The organism is Pseudomonas sp. VEM90, from assembly GCF_054611535.1.
The window spans coordinates 73,731-87,826 of record NZ_JBTRAR010000010.1 but is presented as its reverse complement, the minus strand read 5'-3'; the positions used below and the strand labels follow the sequence as shown (position 1 = coordinate 87,826).

Below are 14,096 nucleotides of genomic sequence, written 5' to 3'. Positions count from 1 at the left end.
ACTCTTTTGAATAACGTGGAGGGTGGCCTAGCTTTCCTCGGCGGCTCATTACTGCCGTTGGCCGATCGCGGTACTTTGCGAAGGGCCACTTTGGGTCCAGGCTGTGTGAAAACGCAAGTAAGTAGGTCGAGTAGCGAAAGAAGCTAACCGGCGTTCCTTACCCGTCGTACACTGCTTCTGCATGGAACAACTCTGGCAGCCAGAGAACCAGCAGGAGTGCAGCAACATGTCGTCTTCCACCGAAGAATGCCTGCGGGTCAGTAGTTGATCCGCAGGGCATCGGTATTCAGCCGATGCAGCGATGTAGATGAAGTCCTGCTTGCCGAATCGGCCTTCCGCTTCGCTGCTTGATGTCAGCGGCTTCGGTACAAAAGTGGTGATCCCGGCCTGCTCCCAAGCAAGGATTTCCGGACCTTTGTAATAGCCTCGGTCGGCTACCACTGTCAGCGACTCCGCGCCGATCTCTTCGCGTGCCTGGTTCGCCATATTGCTCAGCTGCGTTCGGTCATTTCCAACATTGGTGACTTCATGGACAATGATCAGATGGTGTTTGTCATCGACTGCTGTTTGTACGTTGTAGCCAACCGTGCCAGTACCTCGGCCGCTCGTGGCCATTGAGCGTGCATCAGGATCGGTAAGAGCGATTTGCTGATCTGGGCTGGCGTGAAGCTGCGCTTCAATGTCCTTGAGCTTCATCATCTGCTGTTTCAGCTTTTCTATTTTTTCGCTCAGCCGTTCAGCCTTGGATTCGGCGACCTCGGGCGCTGCCCGATCCGCCGAATCCATCGCTGCAAGATAGCGGTCAATGCTCTGCTCGATCTGCTGCATGCGCGCCTTGATCTTGCCCTGGGTGAAGTTGCGATCGCGCTTATTCACGGCTTTGAATTTGCTGCCGTCAATGGCGATGATCGACTGGGTGAAGAGATTGAGGTTACGGCAAAGCACTACGAATTGCCGGCAGACGCTGCGAATGGCTTTACCACGGCTATCGGCCAATACCGGACAGCGGCCTAAGCTGGCAAGGCAAAGGGGAATGGACACATGACGCTGTAGTAGTTAGAACGTTACCCGTCCCGACATACCCGGTTGAACTTCACCTCCGACCCAGATATCACTTCCGAGCTTCTCAATTTTTATCCGGCCTCGACGACCTAATACAGTGCCTTGGCTCGCAGTGTAGTGGTCAGGCATGACCCCAGTAGAAATCAGCCATTGCGCCAGGCTCGCATTGAGACTTCCGGTCACAGGGTCTTCATTCAACTCTTCACCCATAAAGGCGCGCACTTCGACATCTGCGTCCGCATGAGAACCTTGCCAAGGCGCGACCACTCCTACATTGAGTCCATTGAGTTTCGTGTAGTCCGGACGAATCGCCAAAACGTCATCACGCGACGCCAACAGTACGGCAACCCAGCCAGGGCCGTTATCGACCCACTGACTGGCAAGGATGCGTTCAGGGGTTAGACCTAACCCGCTCTCAATCTGCCGCAGCGTAGCGTCCTCTAACGCCCCGCTCCGTAATAGGGGGGGCGCCGCAAACGCCAGACAAGCACCATTGCGCCGAATACGGATCAGGCCAGCCAAGCACTCCTGGATAATCTCTTTATCGGTATTGCCGGCACTTTGATTTAGCCATACATGACAGCTTCCCAGTGTTGGATGCCCGGCAAAGGGGAGCTCTCGTAGCGGGGTGAAAATTCGTACGCGGTAATGTGCTTCTGGAGAGCTTGGCTTCAGCAGAAAGGTTGTCTCGCTAAGCTGTGTCCAGGCCGCAAAGTCACGCATTTGTTGGCTGGTCAGGTCATCGGCACCAATTACGACAGCAACGGCGTTACCTTTGAAGGATTGTTCGGAGAAAACATCAACTTGCTCGAATAGTAACGAAATCGGCATGTAGCCTCCTTTGTCGATACTGCGGGGAAACGAGTAAGGATATGCCAGGCGGCACGCTTGCGAAATCGGGTTTTACAGGCTTTTGAGCGCCTTCTTCGAGTCGAAAGTCGCCATGCATGACTGACTGCTTCTGGCCGATTGCTGCTGCTCGCGACAGGCGCTTGGGTCGATACCACCGGCTGCTTGAGCGCGAACAAATCCTCTGTGAATTCGCCTGGCTGCCGCAGATCCATTAACAGCACCTCAGCCTTGCTGTATCGAAACCCATGCCTGAAGATCCGGCCAACCGCGTCGGTAGCCAACCTGGTCATCAGCAGCGTGCGCAGGTTGGGTACGGCAGCGCTACCAACGCCCCTTGGGCGTGATGGGCCTAGTCGGGGTTGAACATACCGGTGTGGATGCTGACGCGCATGCGCTTGCAAACCGATCCCCGGGCACGGAGCTTTTCTGCTGCGTGACCAACGTAGGTGGCCACTGCCTGCTTGATCGGTGCCAACTCGGTCAGGCGCATGCCGAACATCCGGATGCAGCAGATTTCCTGCTTCGGGGGCTCGGCCTCGTCCAGCTCCAGGCAAGGCGTTCAAGCCAGTTCGCGGGCAGTCTTCTCTATCACCACACTAAACTGCCGTCGCAGAGCCCTGGCATCAACCTTGGCCAGATCCATCGCCGTGTGAATGCCCATCGCTTCAAGGTGGGCAGTCATCCGCCGGGCAACGCCCCACACCGCTTTCACTTCGGTGTTGCGCAGCACCCAATCCCGCTTGAACGGATCGGTGATATCGACCACGCCGCCGGTCTGGGCCTGCAGGCGCTTGGCCGTGTGATTGGCCAGCTTGGCCAAGTTTTTTGTCCCGGCGACCCCGCCCCCCACAGGTATGCCGGTGCACTGGAAGATCCTGGACCTCAGCTTTCGCCCGAATTGGGTCAGGTTTTCCTGAATACCGGACAGATAAGCGAAGCACTCGCCGATGCTGTAGATCTCGGTAGCAGGCACCATCGACTCGATCTGCGACATGACACGCTCAAGGCCCTCGGCGTGAAACAGAAGAAGCTCCAAAAGAAGCTGAGGATCATGCTTGAGGCGGATGGGGTTGAAAGCGGCCTTGGCGCCTTGATCCGAAAGATACTGGCGCGCAACGCGCAGTACGGATCGCCTTACCTGCTGCTGACCGAGAAGGCAAAACGTGTTACGGCAGCCATGCTACGCCATCGTTGGGACGGCGCCCGGGAGGAAGCAGTGAAGGAAACCGTAGCCGCCGGAGACCAAGTGCTGGCTGGTCGTATCAGCCAATTCCAGTTCCGCGACATCCGACCAAGCGCTGCGTCCGAAATCGTCGATGTCGACCACGCCAGCGTACTTCTAGGCCACACCAAGGGCGACATAACCGAGCGGGTTTATCGCCGAGTCGGTGCCTTGGCAAAGCCTACCAGGTAAGGAAGTATCGGAAGCGCTTCCGAAATAAACCATCCCCAAGGGTGCTCCCATGGGTAGATTTTCTATGCCCCAGAAACGCAAAAAGCCCTGAATGATCAGGGCTTTGAATATGGCGGAAGCGTAGAGATTCGAACTCTAGGATAGTTGCCCATCGACGGTTTTCAAGACCGTTGCCTTAAACCACTCGGCCACGCTTCCAGCTCGTTTTGCGGCCGCCATAATACCTTAATGAAACACGCTGTCAAACTCTCTGTGTCGCGGGTTGCAGGAGCTCTGATAGACTCCTAGCATCTGAACGTCCGAAACCACAGGTTTACCAAGGAGTGTCGCCATGCGCGAACAGGATTACGCCGTCCACCACGGCCAGCAGGTCGAGCAGCAGGAGATCAGCAAGGTCCTGCGCAACACATACAGCCTGCTGGCGCTTACCCTCGCCTTCAGCGGCGTCATGGCTTTCGTTGCCCAGCAGATGCGCGTCGGCTACCCGAACGTGTTCGTGGTGCTGATCGGCTTCTACGGGCTGTTCTTCCTTACCAACAAGCTGCGTGATTCGGCCTGGGGCCTGGTGTCCACCTTCGCGCTCACCGGTTTCATGGGCTTCATCCTTGGCCCGATCCTCAACCGTTACCTCGGCATGGCCGGTGGTGCCGAGGTGGTCAGCTCCGCCTTTGCCATGACTGCGCTGGTATTTGGTGGTCTGTCGGCCTACGTGTTGATCACCCGCAAGGACATGAGCTTCCTGAGCGGCTTCATCACTGCTGGTTTCTTCGTCCTGCTGGGTGCTGTCGTTGCCAGCTTCTTCTTCCAGATCAGCGGCCTGCAACTGGCAATCAGCGCTGGATTCGTGCTGTTCTCGTCGGTCTGCATCCTGTTCCAGACCAGCGCGATCATTCATGGTGGCGAGCGCAACTACATCATGGCGACCATCAGCCTGTATGTGTCGATCTACAACCTGTTTGTCAGCCTGCTGCAGTTGTTCGGCCTCATGGGTCGTGATGACTGATAGATTGCCGTGCCGCAAGAAGCCCGCTTCGGCGGGCTTTTTTGTAGGCGCTGGAAATGGGTTGGGCTGCGGGACGTTCATCGGAACAGGTTCAGCCCCTGATAGATCGAGCGCCGCCCACGCGGCGCATCGCGAGCAAGCCCGCTCCACATCAGTTTCAAGCGAGATATGCCTGTAACTGCACCTGCCCCCCTCAGCCAATCGCAATAACTGACCAAAAAGTCAGATAAGCAGGCAAATGGTCGTCGATCATGCCGACATCCTGCTTTTCTCTACCGCTATCCATCATCACCCCGTAGAATGCGCTCCTTTTTTCTTCCGGGGCAGCTTTCAGCAATGAGCTCACACGAACACAGCCCAGGCGCAGCGGCGCCTGCCAATGAACTGGTGCTTGGTCTGGAGGACAAGCCACGGCTGTTGATCGGCCTGCTGGCAGCCCTGCAGCACTTGCTGGCAATCATCGTGCCGATCGTCACCCCTGGCCTGCTGATCTGCCAGGCGTTGGGTGTATCTGCACGTGATACCAATTTGATCGTTTCAATGTCGCTGGTGATCTCGGGTATCGCCACCTTCGTCCAGTGCAAGCGCTTCGGCCCATTTGGCGCGGGGCTGCTGATCGTTCAGGGCACCAGCTTCAACTTCGTCGGCCCGCTGATTGCCGGTGGTGCGCTGATGGTCAAGCAAGGCACGCCGGTAGAGGGCGTAATGGCAGCCATTTTTGGCGTAGTAATCGCAGGCTCGTTCGTCGAGATGGGCGTGTCGCGCATCCTGCCCTTCGTCAAACGCCTGATCACCCCGCTAGTGACTGGCATCGTGGTGTTGATGATCGGCCTGACGCTGATCAAGGTCGGCCTGATCAGCATGGGCGGTGGTTTTGGGGCCATGGCCAATGGCACCTTTGCCAATGGCGAAAACCTGCTGATGTCCGGCGTGGTACTGGCGATCATCGTCGTTCTCAACCGTATCCCGGTGGTGTGGATGCGCAGCTGCGCCATCGTCATCGCCCTCGCGGTCGGCTATGCGCTGGCCGGATTCCTGGGCCGTCTGGACTTTACCGGCATGCACGAGGCCGCGCTGTTCCAGGTGCCGACACCACTGCACTTTGGCTTGGGCTTCTCGTGGGCGCTGTTCATTCCGATGCTGGTGATTTACCTGGTCACTTCGCTGGAAGCCATCGGTGACGTTACCGCCACCAGCAAGGTGTCGCGCCAGCCGGTCGAAGGGCCGGTGTGGATGCAGCGGATCAAGGGGGGCGTGCTGGTCAACGGCGCCAACTCACTGCTGGCCGGTCTGTTCAACACCTTCCCTAGCTCGATCTTTGCCCAGAACAACGGGGTGATTCAGCTGACCGGTATCGCCAGCCGCCATATCGGTATGTGGATTGCCGTGATGCTGGTGTTGCTGGGGCTGTTCCCGAGTGTTGCCGGGGTGATTCAGGCTGTGCCGGAGCCAGTGCTGGGCGGCGCGACGATGGTCATGTTTGGCGCGGTTGCGGCGTCGGGGATCAATATTCTGGCCAGCACTCGGCTGGACCGTCGTGCCCTGCTGATCATCGCCGTGTCGTTGGCACTGGGCCTGGGTGTGGCACAGGTGCCGGAATTCCTGGCGCACATGCCAGCGGCGATTCGCAATGTGCTGGAGTCGGGTGTGGCTACCGGGGGGATTTGTGCGCTGGTGCTGAACTGGTTCTTGCCGGAGGGCAAGGAGCAGGCTTGAACCTTGAGACTGAATGAGTAGCCCGCGCCCGCTTGCACAAGCGAGCGCGGGCTTTTTTGCTTTATCATGGCACCATTCCTTTGCATGAGTTAGCCATGAAATTCGCTATCGCGGTGTTCTCCCCGGCCCACGTGCCCTCTTCGCGGCGCGCCCTGCGTTTCGCCGAGGCAGTGCTGGCCGGCGGGCATGAGATTGCCCGGCTGTTCTTCTATCAGGACGGGGTACACAGTGCCTCGGCCAACGTGGTCGCTCCCCAGGACGAACTGGACGTGGCTGGCCAGTGGCGCACATTCATACAGACCCATCAGCTGGACGCCGTGGTGTGTATCGCCGCCGCCCTGCGCCGTGGCGTGCTCGACGAAGCCGAGGCCAACCGCTACCAGCGCCCGGCCGTGAACCTGCCCAAGCCCTGGGAACTGTCGGGGCTGGGCCAACTGCACGAGGCCGCGCAACTGGCCGATCGCCTTGTCTGCTTCGGAGGCGACTGATATGGCCAAGTCCCTGTTGATCATCAGCCGTCAGGCACCGTGGAATGGCCCCTCTGCCCGCGAGGCGCTGGACATCGCCCTGGCCGGCGGCGCGTTCGACCTGCCGTTGGGCATGCTGTTCCTCGACGATGGTGTGTTCCAGCTCGCGCCGGACCAGCAACCCGCCGCCGTGCAACAGAAGAACCTGGCTGCCAACCTGCAGGCGCTGCCGATGTTCGGTGTCGAAGAGCTGTTCGCCTGCAACCACAGCCTGGCCCGCCGGGGCCTGGCAGCCGAGACCCTGGCGCTGCCGGTGCAAGTGCTCGATGACGCAGCGTTGGCCGCGCTGATAGCTCGCTTTGACCAGGTGGTAACGCTCTGATGAAGACCCTGCATGTAATTGCCCATTCCCCGTTTGGCGACGAGCGCCTGGCCAGTTGCCTGCGGCTGCTCGGTGCCGAAGATGCCCTGCTGCTGTGCGGCGATGCCGTGTATGCCCTGCGCAGCGGCAGCGAGCCGCACGGCCATCTGCAAGCCGCCGGCCTGGCCCAGCGCCTGTTCGCCCTGGACGAGGATTTACAGGCCCGCGCGGTCGGCAACGACCTGGCAAAGGCCGTGGACTACGCCGGGTTCGTCGAACTGTCGCTGAAATACGACAAGGTCAACAGCTGGCTATGAATACGCTCACCGTTGGCGATCAGGTGATCGCCCTGGACAAGGATGGCTTCCTGGTCGACCTGCAAGATTGGTCCCACGACGCCGCCGAGGCGCTGGCCAAGCGCGAAGGTATCCCGTTGACGGCAGACCACTGGGAAATCCTCGAACTGCTCCGTCAGTTCTACCAGGAATACCAGCTGTCTCCGGCCACGCGCCCGCTGATCAAGTACACGGCCCTCAAGCTGGGCCCTGAAAAGGGCAACAGCCCGCACCTGAACCGCCTGTTCAACGGCACCCCCGCCAAACTTGCCGCCAAGCTGGCGGGCCTGCCCAAGCCGACCAACTGCATATGACCGAACCTCGTCCGCTCACTCTGGAAACCCCCGCCGAACACCCGTTCGCCGAATTCGTGCGCATTCTCGGCAAAGGCAAGCGCGGCGCGCGTGGCCTGACCCGCGAAGAGGCCCGCGCAGCCATGACCCTGCTGCTGGAAGGCAAGGTCGAAGACACCCAGCTCGGTGCCTTCCTCATGCTGCTGCGGCACAAGGAAGAAAGCGCCGAAGAACTGGCCGGTTTCACCGAGGCCCTACGCGCCCACCTGCAGGCGCCGCGCATCGTCGTTGACCTGGACTGGCCCACTTACGCCGGCAAGAAGCGTCACCTGCCCTGGTACCTGCTGGCCGCCAAATGCCTGGCCAACAACGGCGTGCGCATCCTGATGCACGGCGGTGGCGCACACACTGCCGGGCGTATGTACACAGAGCAACTGCTCGGCCTGCTGCAGATTCCGCTGTGCCGCGACTGGGCCGCGGTCGGCAACGCGCTGGACCAGCATCGACTGGCATTCTTCCCGCTGCACGACTGGGCGCCGCAACTGCAACGCATGATCGACCTGCGCAATACCCTGGGCCTGCGCTCGCCCATCCACTCGCTGGCTCGAGTGCTTAACCCGCTGGGCGCTCGCTGTGGATTGCAGAGCATCTTTCACCCCGGTTACCAGGCAGTGCACCGCGAGGCCAGCCGCTTGCTGGGCGACCATGCCGTGGTGATCAAGGGTGATGGCGGCGAAATCGAGGTCAATCCCGATGTCATCAGCCATCTCTACGGCACCACGGCGGGTGAGGCGTGGGATGAAGAGTGGCCAGCGCTGAGCGAACGCCGCCATGTCAAGCCGCCCAGCCTGCAGGCAGAACACTTGCTGGCGTTCTGGCGCGGCGAAGTGGAAGACAGTTATGGCGAGAAGGCTCTGATCGCGACCATGGCCCTGGCCCTGCGTGGCCTGGGACAACACCGCGAGCAGGCGTTCGGTACAGCGCAAGACTACTGGAATGCTCGAAACAAATCGATTTAGCCGATAATAGAACCCCGATCTTTGCGCTATTTCTTCGAACGTTTTTCCCTAGACTGGGCTCCAACGACAAACAACTTTGTTTCAGGAGCTCACCATGGGCCTATTGATCGACGGTCGCTGGCACGACCAGTGGTATGAAAACGGCAAGGACGGCACGTTCAAGCGAGAGAACGCCCAGCGCCGCAATCAGCTGCCCGCCCCCGAGGCAGGCCGCTACCACCTGTACGTGTCGCTGGCCTGCCCATGGGCCCACCGCACCCTGATCGTTCGTGCGCTGAAAGGCCTGGAGCCATTGATCGACGTGTCGGTGGTCAGTTGGCTGATGCAGGACCATGGCTGGACCTTCGACCAACAGCAAGGCTCCAGCGGGGACCACCTCGACGCCCTGCAGTACCTGCACCAACGCTATACGCAGGATGACCCGCACTATACGGGGCGCGTGACGGTACCAGTGCTGTGGGACAAGAAAGAGAAGCGCATCGTCAACAATGAGTCTGCAGAAATCATCCGCATATTCAACAGCGCGTTCAACGAGCTGACTGGCAATACCCTGGACCTTTACCCCGCATCGCTGCGCCCGACTATCGAAGCACTGAACGAGCGTATCTACCCAGCGGTGAACAACGGTGTGTACCGCGCAGGCTTTGCCACCACGCAAGACGCTTACGAGGCTGCCTTTGACGATGTGTTCAACGAGCTGGATTACCTGGAAGCCTTGCTAGGTCGCAATCGCTACCTGGCGGGTGAGTACCTGACCGAGGCTGATGTACGCCTGTTCACTACATTGGTGCGCTTCGATGCGGTGTACCACGGGCACTTCAAGTGCAACCTGCGCCGCCTGAGCGACTACCACAACCTGTCGAACTGGCTGCGTGAGCTGTACCAGTGGCCTGGGGTGGCGGGTACGGTGAACATGGAGCATATCCAGAAGCACTATTACATGAGCCACAAGACCATCAACCCGAACGGGATTGTGCCTAAAGGGCCTTTGCAGCACTTTGGTTTGCCGCATGATCGAGAGCGGTTGGTGGGCAAAGGGATTTGGCAGGCTTGAGAAAGCCGGGGCTGCTTTGCAGCCCTTCGCGACACAAGGCTCCACAAGGACCGTGCAATTCCAGGGACATGTGGGAGCGGACTCGTGTTGCAATGGGCCGCAAAGCGGCCCCAACGATTTCAGCTGTTCTGTGAACCTTCGAACCAGGCCAGCTTGTCACGCAACTGCACCACCTCCCCCACAATCACCAGGGTCGGCGCATGCACCTCATGCCGGGCCACCAGGTCTGGCAAGTCCGCCAAGGTACCGGTGAACACTCGCTGATTACGCGTGGTCCCCTGCTGCACCAACGCCGCCGGGGTGCTCGCGGCACGCCCATGGCGAATCAGCTCGGCACAGATGGTCGGCAAGCCCACCAACCCCATGTAGAACACCAAGGTCTGCGCCGGCGCCACCAGGTCATTCCACGGCAGGTTGCTGGTGCCATCCTTGAGGTGCCCGGTGACGAAGCGTACCGATTGGGCGTAATCACGGTGAGTCAGCGGAATGCCGCCATACGCGGAGCAGCCGCTGGCCGCAGTAATACCCGGCACCACCTGGAACGGAATGCCATGCTCGGCCAGCTCTTCGATCTCTTCGCCGCCCCGACCGAAGATGAACGGGTCGCCACCCTTCAGGCGCAGCACCCGCTTGCCCTGCCGGGCCAGGTCGACCAACAGGCGGTTGATCTGGTCCTGCGGCACAGAATGGTCAGCGCGGCGCTTGCCTACATAGATGCGCTCGGCATCACGACGACACATATCGATGATGGCGGGCGCAACCAGGCGGTCGTACAGCACCACGTCGGCCTGCTGCATCAGGCGCAAGGCACGGAAGGTCAGCAAGTCCGGATCACCCGGGCCTGCACCAACCAAATACACCTCACCACCCTGCTGCACCGGTGCGCCGTCTACCATCGCCTGCAACAGACGTTCGGCTTCAGCACCCTGCCCGGCCAGCTGACGCTCGGCGATCGGCCCCTGGAATACGGTCTCCCAGAAGCCTCGACGCTGGTTGACGTCCGGGTACAGGGATTTGACCTTGTGCCGGAAGCGTGCCGCCAGCCCGGCCAGCTCACCATAGGCCGAAGGGATCCACGCCTCGAGCTTGGCTCGAATCAGGCGCGCCAGTACCGGGGCGTCACCGCCGCTGGAAACAGCAATTACCAGCGGCGAACGATCCACGATCGCCGGGAAGATCACCGTACACAAGGCCGGCGCATCCACCACATTGACCGGCAGGCTAAGGGCCTGCGCATCGGCCGACACCTGAGCATTCAGCCCAGGGTCGTCAGTCGCCGCGATCACCAGCCGGCAACCGACCAGGTCAGCAGCCCGATAGCCACGCACCAGCACCTCACCGCCACCTTCCCGGGCCAACGCGGCCAACTGGCCGTCGACGTCCGGCGCCACCACGCGCAGCACGCCGCCGGCATCGGCCAGCAGGCGCGCCTTGCGCAAGGCGATCTCACCGCCACCGACGACCAGCACACGGCCGCCCTGTAGCTTGTGGAACAGCGGCAGGTAATCCATTTAGCGGATGACCTCGACGCCGCCCATGTACGGTTTCAGCACTTCCGGCACCAGGATCGAACCGTCGGCCTGCTGGTAGTTTTCCAGCACCGCAACCAGGGTACGGCCTACGGCCAGACCGGAACCGTTGAGCGTGTGTACAAGCTCTGGTTTGCCGGTTTCCGGGTTGCGCCAGCGAGCCTGCATGCGGCGCGCCTGGAAGTCACCACAGTTGGAGCACGAGCTGATCTCGCGGTACTTGTCCTGGCTTGGCACCCACACTTCCAGGTCGTAGGTTTTCACCGCACCAAAGCCCATGTCGCCAGTGCACAGGGCCAGCACGCGATATGGCAGCTCAAGCAACTGCAGCACACGCTCGGCGTTGGCAGTCAGGCCTTCCAGGGCTTCCATCGACTTGGCCGGCTCTACCACCTGCACCATCTCGACTTTGTCGAACTGGTGCTGGCGGATCATGCCGCGGGTGTCACGGCCGGACGCGCCGGCTTCGCTGCGGAAGCATGGGGTGTGGGCAACCAGTTTCAGCGGCAACTGCTTGGCGTCGAGGATTTCACCCGCCACCAGGTTGGTCAGCGACACTTCGGCGGTCGGGATCAGGTAGAAGTCTGCCTCACCTTCACGGGTGATCTTGAACAGGTCTTCCTCGAACTTCGGCAACTGGCCGGTACCCTGCAGCGCCGGGGCCTGCACCATGTACGGGGTGTAGTGTTCCTCGTAGCCATGTTCGCCGGTGTGCAGGTTGATCATGAACTGCGCCAGGGCGCGATGCAGACGGGCAACCGGACCACGCAGCACAGCAAAACGGGCGCCGGACAGCTTGGCAGCCGCTTCGAAGTCCAGGCCACCGCTGATTTCACCAAGGGCCACATGGTCCTTGATTTCGAAGTCGAACGCCTTCGGCGTGCCCCAACGGCGCACTTCGACGTTGTCGTCCTCGCTGGCACCGACCGGTACGCTGGCGTCCGGCAGGTTGGGAATGGTCAACAGGATGCCATCCAGCTCGGCCTGAATGGCGTCCAGCTCGGCCTTGCCGGCAGTCAGTTCGTTGGCCATGCGCTCGACGTCAGCCATCAGCGGGGCGATGTCTTCGCCCTTGGCCTTGGCCTGGCCGATGGACTTGGAACGGGCGTTACGCTCAGCCTGCAGTTGTTCGGTGCGGGTCTGCACCGCCTTGCGGCGCTCTTCCAGTGATTCGATGCGCGCGACATCCAGGCTGAAGCCACGGGAGGCCAGGCGGTCCGCCACTTCCTGAAGTTGGCCGCGTAACAGTTTGGAATCGAGCATATCGTTCTCTCGTTATGTGTAGGTGTTGGTTCAGAATCGGGTCAGGGACAAGCCAGCCCAGGTTGCGAGCAGCCCGCCCACCACGCTGATACTGGTATAGCCCAAGGCAAGGGGCACTTGCCCGCTTTCCATCAGGCGCACGGTATCGAGCGAGAAGGAGGAAAAGGTCGTCAGGCCACCGAGAAAGCCGACAATCAGGCTGGCGCGCAACTCAACCGGCGCCAGCGGCTTGTGCAAGAACAGGCCATAGAGCAAGCCGATCAGCAGGCAGCCAACCAGGTTGACCGCCAGCGTACCGACATAGAAGTGCCGTGGCCAGTGGGCCGCCACCCAGTTGGTGGTAGCAAAGCGCAACAAGGTACCGGCGATACCACCCGCGCTGACCGCGGCGATAAGTGCAATCATGATTTTCTCCGCTGGCGGGGGCTGTTGCGGTCGAGATCGGCCAGGTGGCGCAGCTTCTCGCCAATTTTCAGCTCCAGGCCACGGGGCACCGGCTGATAGTACTGGCGTGGCTCCATCTCGTCGGGGAAGTAATCCTCACCAGCAGCGTAGGCGTCGGGTTCATCGTGGGCATAGCGGTACTCGTCGCCATAGCCCAACTGCTTCATCAGTTTGGTCGGGGCATTGCGCAGGTGCAACGGCACCTCCAGCGAACCATGCTCGGCCGCTTCGCGCAGGGCAGTCTTGAAGCCCACGTACACCGCGTTGCTCTTGGGCGCACAGGCCAGGTAGGTGATGGCCTGGGCCACCGCCAACTCGCCCTCGGGACTGCCAAGGCGCTCCTGCACATCCCAGGCTGCCAGGCACAGGCTAAGCGCACGCGGGTCGGCGTTGCCGATGTCCTCGCTGGCCATGCGCACCACACGGCGAGCGATGTACAACGGATCGCAGCCGCCGTCGAGCATGCGTGCAAACCAGTACAGGGCGCCATCGGGGTTGGAGCCGCGCACCGACTTGTGCAGCGCGGATATCTGGTCGTAGAACGCCTCGCCGCCCTTGTCGAAACGGCGGCGACTGTCACCCAGCAGGCTCTGCAGCATCTCGACGTCGATCTCGCTGCCGTCTTCAGCCAGGTCCGAGGCGTTCTCGAGGAAGTTGAGCATGCGCCGGCCATCGCCGTCGGCGGCGGCCATCAGCATCTTGAAGGCGTCGTCGCCCACCCGCAGGTTGCGCCTGCCCAGGCCACGCTCTTCCGTCAGCGCACGGTTGACCAGCTTGCGCAGGGCCGCTTCGTCCAGGCTCTTGAGCACATACACCCGCGCCCGCGAAAGCAGCGCATTGTTCAGCTCGAACGACGGGTTCTCGGTGGTGGCGCCGATGAACAGCAGGGTGCCGTCTTCCACATAGGGCAAAAAGGCGTCCTGCTGCGACTTGTTGAAGCGGTGCACTTCGTCAACGAACAGGATGGTGCGACGGCCATACTGGCCAGCCTGCTGTTTGGCCACCTCCACCGCCTGGCGGATCTCTTTCACCCCGGCCAGCACTGCCGACACCGTTTCGAAGTGCGCATCGCAGAACTGCGCCAGCAACCGCGCCAGCGTGGTCTTGCCGACCCCGGGAGGGCCCCAGAAGATCATCGAATGCAGCGCACCTTGTTCCAGCGCCTCGCGCAGCGGTTTGCCGCGCGCCAGCAGGTGCTCCTGGCCGACGTACTCGTCCAGGCTGGAGGGGCGCAGACGGGCGGCCAGGGGCTGGGCGACGGGTTCGCTTCGAAACAGGTCCATG

15 protein-coding genes, 1 tRNA gene and 2 pseudogenes are annotated in these 14,096 nt (G+C 61.1%); 9 read left to right on the top strand and 9 right to left on the bottom strand.

The window, feature by feature from the left end:
• Positions 1-144: 144 nt before the first annotated feature.
• The 3 genes and pseudogenes from ACYCCG_RS11865 to ACYCCG_RS11855 all read right to left on the bottom strand — a co-directional run.
• Positions 145-981, bottom strand: a pseudogene (locus ACYCCG_RS11865) (transposase); the annotation flags it as partial.
• Between the two features lie 75 nt (positions 982-1,056).
• Entirely contained in the window at positions 1,057-1,893 is an 837-nt protein-coding gene (locus tag ACYCCG_RS11860) for a PhzF family phenazine biosynthesis protein (protein ID WP_209967022.1), read from the bottom strand.
• Between the two features lie 173 nt (positions 1,894-2,066).
• Positions 2,067-2,917 (bottom strand): annotated as a pseudogene (locus ACYCCG_RS11855) (DinB/UmuC family translesion DNA polymerase); the annotation flags it as partial.
• 12 nt (positions 2,918-2,929) lie between these two features.
• On the opposite strand from ACYCCG_RS11855, the gene ACYCCG_RS11850 reads away from it, so the two are divergent.
• The gene (locus ACYCCG_RS11850) at positions 2,930-3,328 is read left to right on the top strand and encodes a site-specific integrase (protein WP_459670513.1); all 399 of its coding nucleotides are present in this window, start codon (positions 2,930-2,932) and stop codon (positions 3,326-3,328) included.
• A 110-nt stretch (positions 3,329-3,438) separates the two neighbouring features.
• Here ACYCCG_RS11850 and ACYCCG_RS11845 read toward each other — a convergent pair.
• Positions 3,439-3,526 (bottom strand) — tRNA-Ser (locus tag ACYCCG_RS11845).
• A 133-nt stretch (positions 3,527-3,659) separates the two neighbouring features.
• On the opposite strand from ACYCCG_RS11845, the gene ACYCCG_RS11840 reads away from it, so the two are divergent.
• Positions 3,660-4,331, top strand: a complete 672-nt coding sequence (locus ACYCCG_RS11840; protein ID WP_176682290.1) for a Bax inhibitor-1/YccA family protein — start codon at positions 3,660-3,662, stop codon at positions 4,329-4,331.
• A gap of 193 nt (positions 4,332-4,524) precedes the next feature.
• On the opposite strand, the gene ACYCCG_RS11835 is transcribed toward ACYCCG_RS11840, so the two are convergent.
• The gene (locus ACYCCG_RS11835) at positions 4,525-4,677 is read right to left on the bottom strand and encodes a hypothetical protein (RefSeq protein WP_176682289.1); all 153 of its coding nucleotides are present in this window, start codon (positions 4,675-4,677) and stop codon (positions 4,525-4,527) included.
• Here ACYCCG_RS11835 and ACYCCG_RS11830 point away from each other — a divergent pair.
• The 7 genes from ACYCCG_RS11830 (at position 4,668) to ACYCCG_RS11800 (ending at position 9,576) form a co-directional block, all read left to right on the top strand.
• Positions 4,668-6,047 carry a nucleobase:cation symporter-2 family protein gene (locus ACYCCG_RS11830; protein WP_459670511.1) on the top strand — a complete coding sequence of 460 codons (1,380 nt, stop codon included), beginning with the start codon at positions 4,668-4,670 and terminating at the stop codon, positions 6,045-6,047. The two genes, ACYCCG_RS11835 and ACYCCG_RS11830, sit on opposite strands and share 10 nt — an antisense overlap.
• A gap of 95 nt (positions 6,048-6,142) precedes the next feature.
• On the top strand, positions 6,143-6,535 hold the full coding sequence (gene tusD / locus ACYCCG_RS11825) for a sulfurtransferase complex subunit TusD (protein WP_209967026.1): 393 nt from the start codon (positions 6,143-6,145) through the stop codon (positions 6,533-6,535).
• A gap of 1 nt (position 6,536) precedes the next feature.
• Positions 6,537-6,896, top strand: coding sequence for a sulfurtransferase complex subunit TusC (tusC, locus tag ACYCCG_RS11820; protein WP_021782164.1), 360 nt, complete (start codon positions 6,537-6,539; stop codon positions 6,894-6,896).
• Positions 6,896-7,192 (top strand): sulfurtransferase complex subunit TusB, encoded by a 297-nt coding sequence (tusB, locus tag ACYCCG_RS11815; protein ID WP_339535119.1) that lies wholly within the window; start codon positions 6,896-6,898, stop codon positions 7,190-7,192. The genes tusC and tusB overlap by 1 nt, the downstream gene beginning before the upstream one ends.
• Positions 7,189-7,524: a TusE/DsrC/DsvC family sulfur relay protein gene (locus tag ACYCCG_RS11810; protein ID WP_010954804.1), complete on the top strand. Its 336-nt coding sequence runs from the start codon at positions 7,189-7,191 to the stop codon at positions 7,522-7,524. Before tusB ends, ACYCCG_RS11810 begins: the two co-directional genes overlap by 4 nt.
• Positions 7,521-8,522 (top strand): glycosyl transferase family protein, encoded by a 1,002-nt coding sequence (locus ACYCCG_RS11805; protein ID WP_209967031.1) that lies wholly within the window; start codon positions 7,521-7,523, stop codon positions 8,520-8,522. Before ACYCCG_RS11810 ends, ACYCCG_RS11805 begins: the two co-directional genes overlap by 4 nt.
• A gap of 94 nt (positions 8,523-8,616) precedes the next feature.
• The gene (locus tag ACYCCG_RS11800; RefSeq protein WP_339535121.1) at positions 8,617-9,576 is read left to right on the top strand and encodes a glutathione S-transferase family protein; all 960 of its coding nucleotides are present in this window, start codon (positions 8,617-8,619) and stop codon (positions 9,574-9,576) included.
• Positions 9,577-9,695: 119 nt separating this feature from the next.
• On the opposite strand, the gene cysG is transcribed toward ACYCCG_RS11800, so the two are convergent.
• The 4 genes from cysG to ACYCCG_RS11780 are packed head-to-tail and all read right to left on the bottom strand — an operon-like array spanning position 9,696 to position 14,095.
• A complete protein-coding gene (gene cysG, locus ACYCCG_RS11795; RefSeq protein WP_459670508.1) occupies positions 9,696-11,087 on the bottom strand; it encodes a siroheme synthase CysG in 1,392 nt (463 codons plus the stop codon).
• The gene (serS, locus tag ACYCCG_RS11790) at positions 11,088-12,368 is read right to left on the bottom strand and encodes a serine--tRNA ligase (protein ID WP_101196159.1); all 1,281 of its coding nucleotides are present in this window, start codon (positions 12,366-12,368) and stop codon (positions 11,088-11,090) included.
• Between the two features lie 30 nt (positions 12,369-12,398).
• Positions 12,399-12,773, bottom strand: a complete 375-nt coding sequence (gene crcB / locus ACYCCG_RS11785) for a fluoride efflux transporter CrcB (RefSeq protein WP_176682282.1) — start codon at positions 12,771-12,773, stop codon at positions 12,399-12,401.
• Positions 12,770-14,095 carry a replication-associated recombination protein A gene (locus ACYCCG_RS11780; RefSeq protein ID WP_339443064.1) on the bottom strand — a complete coding sequence of 442 codons (1,326 nt, stop codon included), beginning with the start codon at positions 14,093-14,095 and terminating at the stop codon, positions 12,770-12,772. The genes crcB and ACYCCG_RS11780 overlap by 4 nt, the downstream gene beginning before the upstream one ends.
• Position 14,096: the final 1 nt, after the last annotated feature.